Here is a 5,553-nt window from a genome sequence, read left to right on the forward strand (position 1 = left end):
GTGGCTCGCGGGTCGGTGGCCCAGCCGACGACCCGGTTGGAGAACGCGTCCCGCACCGAGGCCAGCCACACACGCCCTCACCGGTGACGATGCGAGTCAGGTCCGCCACCCACACCCGGTTGGGCGCGGTCGCGGTGAAGTCGCGTTCGAGCAGGTCCGGCGCCGGGCGGTGGGCCGGATTCTGCCGTCGAGCCGCCCTTTCCACCGCGACGACAGGTGCGCGCCCGAAGGCCGTGCTCGCGCATGATCGCGAGCGACGCGCTTGCGCCCGACCGTGCACGCCCTGGCGGCGCAGCTCCAGCCACACCCGCGGGGATCCGTAGGTGGTGGCGAACTCGCTCACCGAGCGGATCTTCACGATCTGCTCAAGCAGGACGGCGTCGTCGAGCTGCCGCTGAGAGGGTTTCGCGCGGCGGGCGCGCCAGTCCGTAGTAGGTCGGGGCCGCGATGTTCAGGACCCGTAGTACGAGACCGGCGGGGAAATCATGGGCATCGACGAAGCTCATGATTTCCTCCGGGTCGGGCCCGATCTCGCTGGCGAAATAGGCGCTCGCCGCGCGCAGGACCTCGTTGACCCGCCGCAGCTCAGCGTTCTCCCGCGCGAGCCGGCGGTTCTCGGCGAGCATGTCGGTCGACGGCCGATCATGGCGCTCGCCGGTGTCTGCCTCGGCCTGACGGACCCAGTTGCGCAGGGCCTCGTGATGCACCCCGAGCTGCTCGGCGAGCCCCCGAACGTCGGGCGAGGGTCGGACTCCCGATACAGCCGAACCGCTCGTTCGCGCAGCTCATCGGGGTACTTTTTCGGTGCGGGCACCAGTGCCTTCCTTCCTGCCCTCAAGATCGAACCAGTGTTCAGACACTCCGGCAAAGCGGGGAACCTCAGACGATGATCTTCCGGCGATCGGTGAACCGGCGCAGCTTGCCGTAGCCGTTCATCCAGGAGTGCGTGCGCTCGATGGGCCACCGTCGTCCTGCCTGGATCGGAGCCGGGACCCCCGTGGTCGCGATCTCGCCGGTGAAGCCCAGGGTGTGCAGCAGAGTACGGGTCTTGCCGGAGTCATAGCCGCGGTCCAGGTGCACGGTCGGGAACAGATCACCACCGTGGGCGTCGCGGTGGCGGGGCAGCGGGCCGATCATCGTCACGATGCCGGTCAAGGTCGGTTCCAGCAGGGGCGAGTCATGGTCGTTGGCTCGCGCCGCGACCAGGTGCAGCGGGATGCCCTGGTCATCGCAGGCCACGGACCGTTTCGTGCCCTGCTTGCCGCGGCCGACAGGCTGTGCGGCCGGCCACCTCGCCTCCGCCTGGTGCCTTGGTGATCGATCCGTCGACCGCCAGATCGTCAAGATCCAGGCCGAGTATCTGGTCGTAACCGGCCAGCGCGGTGCGGAGCAGTTCCTCGCTGACTCCCGCGGTGGCCCAGTCATCGAGACGGCGGCGGATGGTGCGGTCCGAGCAACCCGGCGTGGCGATGCGTTCGTAGCCACTACCGTGCACCAGAGCGGCAACGACGTGGTCGAACACGACCGATCAGAGATCCGGCGACGGTGACAGCCCCACGGATGGGCCGGGTCGAACTCCGGGCGCCGCTCTGCCTCGATCAGGGCAGCGAACTCGACCCAGAGGGGGTCGATCAGCGATTCTGGCAATAGAGGCACGGACCCTCCAGGCGACCATCAGGACATCAGCAATCCCATGATCACTTGCAGGTCCGTGTCTCTACCAACACCGACACACGGCCACCTCTACTGCCGGACGCTCTTCAGTGAGTGGTTCTCTCGAATCGTGCGGCGAAGGTGATCGCGAACGCGTTCAGCGCGGGCTTCCACCTCATCATCCAGCGTGCCCGGCCTCCGCCGGTGGGGTCAAGCGAGCGGGTCACGAGGTAGAGGCACTTCAGCGCCGCGGCCTCGTTGGGGAAGTGTCCACGCGCTCGAGTGTCCACGCGCTCGAACGGCTCTGCGATACCTCGCGTTGATGGACTCGATCGCGTTGGTCGTGCAGATCACTCGCCGGATCTCGACGTCGTACTCCAGGAACGGCACGAACTCCGCCCAGGAGCTGCGCCAGAGCTGGACGATCGCCGGATACCGCTGTCCCCACTCGGCGGCGAACTCTTCGAACCGGTCCTTCGCCGCCTGCTCGGACGGGGCCGAGTAGACGGGCTTGAGCGAACGGACGAGCGCGTCGCGGTGCTGCCGTCCGGCGTAACGGAAGCTGTTGCGGATCAGATGGACGATGCACTGCTGCACGACTGTCTGCTCCCAGGTGGTGTTGATCGCCTCCGGGAGACCCTTGAGGCCGTCACAGACGGCGATGAGCACGTCCTCGCCGCCGCGGTTCTTCAGCTCGGTGAACACTTGCAGCCAGAACCTCGCGCCTTCCTGGCCGTCGCCGGCCCAGATGCCGAGGATGTCGCGTTCTCCGTTCGTCGTGACGCCCATGACGACGTAGAACGGGGTGTTGCGGACCTGCCCGTCCCGGACTTTCACCACGATCGCGTCGACGAAGATCACCGGGTAGAGCACATCCAGCGGCCTGCTCGCCCATTCGGCGAGCTCGCTGGTGACCTTCTCGGTGATTCGGCTGACCGTGTCCCTGGAGACCTTCGCCCCGTAGACCTCGTCGAAGTGCGCGACGATCTCCCCGGTCGTCAGTCCACGCGCGGTCAGCGACAGCACGATCTGGTCGATGCCGTCCAGGCGGCGCTTGCGCTTGGGGACGATCACCGGCTCGAACGACCCGTCCCGGTCCCGGGGGACCTCGATCTGCACGGGGCCGATCTCGGTGAGCACCGTCTTCGTCCGGCTGCCGTTACGCATGTTCGCCCCCAGCGGGGTCTCACCATGCTCGTGACCGAGGTGCTCGGTCAGCTCGGCGCTCAGCGCGCGTCTCCAGGACGTTCTTCGTGAGCTGGTTCAGCAGCCCACCCGGGCCGACGAGGCTCACGCCCTGCTTCTTCGCCTGCGTCAGCAGGCGCTCGGCGAGGTCCTTCTGATCAATGATCTCTCCCGTCACGGGATCGATCATCGCGTCGTCCAACAACTCGGTCGTGTCAGCCACGGCCGTCTCCTTCCGGATCAGGCCGGACCCCACCCACCGTTATTCAGACAGTCCCCGGTCGAGTGAATGGTGCTCGTCTGGCGTTCACGAGTGTCAGTAGATCGGTGACACTCTGTATCTTGGGCTCGTATTCACGAGAAATTTATAGGCGCGTGTTCCGAGATAGCGGTGGTATGCGCCACAGTTGTCGGATGTGACTGGTTTTGATCATCCGGAGGTTGTTCCGCGGTTGTTGGGTGCGGTGACGGTGGTGTTGGCAGGTGCTGCGGGTGCGTTGGATGCGGTGACGTTTTTCGTGTTCAATGAGGTTTTCGCCAGTACGATGACGGGGAATCTGGCTGTGCTCGGGCTCGGGCTCGGGCTCGGGCGTTGGTTGTCGTCTGTTGAGGCGTTGTGCGCGGTCGCTGGGTATGTCGTCGGGTTGATGGTGGGCACGATCGTTGCTGGTCTGGTGATGCATCGGTTGCCGTGGCGGACTGCGGTCGCCACCGTTCTGGTTGTCGAGCTGGTGGTGTTGGTGACGGTCGGTATCGGATTTTACGGTTTCGTGAGTCCGGAATACAATACGGTGCGGGCGGTGGTGTTGGTGACCGGTGGTGCGGCGGCGATGGGAATTCAAGCTGCCGGGCTCAGGTATGTGGGCCCAGCGGGGACACCGACAAATTTTCTGACCGGTACGGTGACGAATTTGGTATCGGCTATGGTCGAGCTGCACAGGCCCAGTTGGGACAGTAATTCGGTGTTGCGGATCGCGGCGTTCGTGTGTGCGGCCGGTGGGGCTGCTGTGGTGCAGCGGCTGGTGCCTGGTGCGGCTTACGTTCTGCCGGTGGTACTGGTGGCGGTCGCGGTGGGGTTGATGGCTCGGGTTGTTCGGGTCAATCACGGTGGGCTACTTGCTGGGGGTCCCCAGTTCCGGGATCTGACCCGGCTCGCGGAGAACATCGAACGCGGATCCGAGCATGGATCACCCGCCGATGCCGGCCACGGCGGTGCGCCAGTGCCGGCGGCTGCGGTGGGGTCGGCGGTGTGCGGTCGGGTGGTGGGGCCGGACGGATTGGGGGTGCCGGCGGTGGTGACCTTGCTTGATGATCAGGGCCGGTGTGTGGCGCGTCGCGATACCGATGACGACGGCCGTTATCACCTACGGCCGACCGCGGCGGGTGTGCACACCATCGTCGGCAGCCCGGACCCCGACCAGCACGCCACCACTGCTACTGGTGGCGCTGGTGGTGGTGTTCTGTGGCCGCGGGCCACGACGGTCACGGTGTCACGACCCCGGCGCGGATGCCCTGCCCGCCCTGTCGTTCACGATCTCACCCTCCAGGATGCTGACTGAACTCACTGGACCAGCGCCACCGCAGCCGGACCCCGCGGCGCCGGGGACGGCTATTACGACCTCGGCTGTCTCGACGGCCCCGCCATCGCGGCCGAGTCCGTACCGAACGTTGCGGGTCGGCGGCCACACGGGAAGGTTCTGACCTGGGCCGACCCTCGGACTCGTGCGGCATGAATTCATCACCTGCCTGCCGACAGCAGATGACCTGATTGTCATCTGTTCTCCTCGGAACCCCCGTTAGCATCAGATAGGCAGCCCAGTCGACACGGTCGATACCAGAGCGGCCGATTGTCATCGTGTTGTTCGTGATCGCCCTCGGCGGGCAGGGTATGGATGCTTGTCACGGTCGAATCTTCTGGCCCTGGTAACACACGGCTGCGGCGGCACCCAACGACTGGGCTGTCCCGGAGAAGAAGCTCGCAGTCGTGGCTTGCATGGACTCTTGAGCTTGGCCCCGTAGTCCGGACCCCGACGGTGTGGGGTCAGTGGGTGTGGTTGGGCGGGGTGTGGGCTGCTTCGAAGTCGTTCGGGAGAGCATCCCAATACTGGAATGGCGCCGTAACGGATTGTACCAGCATTCTATCCATTCGAAGATGGCGGTGGCAAGCTCTGCGCGGGTTTTCCAGGTTCTGGAATCGAGCAGTTCGAGTTGCATGGTACCCCAGAATGATTCGACCAGAGAGTTATCGTAGCAATCTCCGATCGAGCCCATCGATGGGACGATTCCAGCGGCGACCAGACGTCGACCGAATGCCCATGATGTGAATTGGGTGCCGTGGTTGGAATGTAGGATCGTGGCGTGGTATTGCGGGCGTCGGCGGAGTATGGCCATGCCGAGGGCGTCGATGACGAGTTCGGTGCGCATGTTGTCGGCGATGGACCATCCGACTGCTTTCCGGGAGAATACATCGATGACTGCCGCGCAGTAGACTTTCCCTTCTCGGGTGGGGTGTTCGGTGATGTCGGTGCACCAGATCTCATCCGGTCCGTCGACGGTGAAGTCGCGGTCGACCAGGTCGGTGTAGGGGTCGGCGTGCTGGTCCCGGACGGTGCAGCCGTGGTTGCGTCGCCGGTAGAGGCCCTGGATCCCGGCCTGGCGCATCAGCCGAGCGACGCGTTTGTGGTTCACCGTGATACCGAGTCCGAGGGTGAGCTC

2 protein-coding genes and 3 pseudogenes are annotated in these 5,553 nt (G+C 65.4%); 1 reads left to right on the forward strand and 4 read right to left on the reverse strand.

The genetic code is table 11. From position 1 onward, the window contains the following. Positions 1-365: 365 nt before the first annotated feature. The 3 pseudogenes from KPF47_RS36370 to KPF47_RS36380 form a co-directional block, all read right to left on the reverse strand. A pseudogene (locus tag KPF47_RS36370) lies at positions 366-746 on the reverse strand (transposase); the annotation flags it as partial. A gap of 136 nt (positions 747-882) precedes the next feature. After that, a pseudogene (locus tag KPF47_RS36375) lies at positions 883-1,656 on the reverse strand (IS5 family transposase); the annotation flags it as partial. A 104-nt stretch (positions 1,657-1,760) separates the two neighbouring features. Next, positions 1,761-3,028: pseudogene (locus tag KPF47_RS36380) on the reverse strand (IS256 family transposase). Positions 3,029-3,302: 274 nt separating this feature from the next. On the opposite strand from KPF47_RS36380, the gene KPF47_RS36385 reads away from it, so the two are divergent. Continuing rightward, complete coding sequence (locus KPF47_RS36385; protein ID WP_224392774.1) at positions 3,303-4,397, forward strand: DUF1275 family protein; 1,095 nt, start codon at positions 3,303-3,305, stop codon at positions 4,395-4,397. Between the two features lie 340 nt (positions 4,398-4,737). Here the strand turns inward: KPF47_RS36385 and KPF47_RS36390 are convergent. Further along, positions 4,738-5,553, reverse strand: an 816-nt coding sequence (locus KPF47_RS36390; RefSeq protein WP_224392932.1) for an IS3 family transposase, incomplete at its 5' end; no start/stop codon positions are given.

It is taken from the genome of Pseudonocardia sp. ICBG1293, assembly GCF_020131355.1.
GTDB lineage: Bacteria > Actinomycetota > Actinomycetes > Mycobacteriales > Pseudonocardiaceae > Pseudonocardia.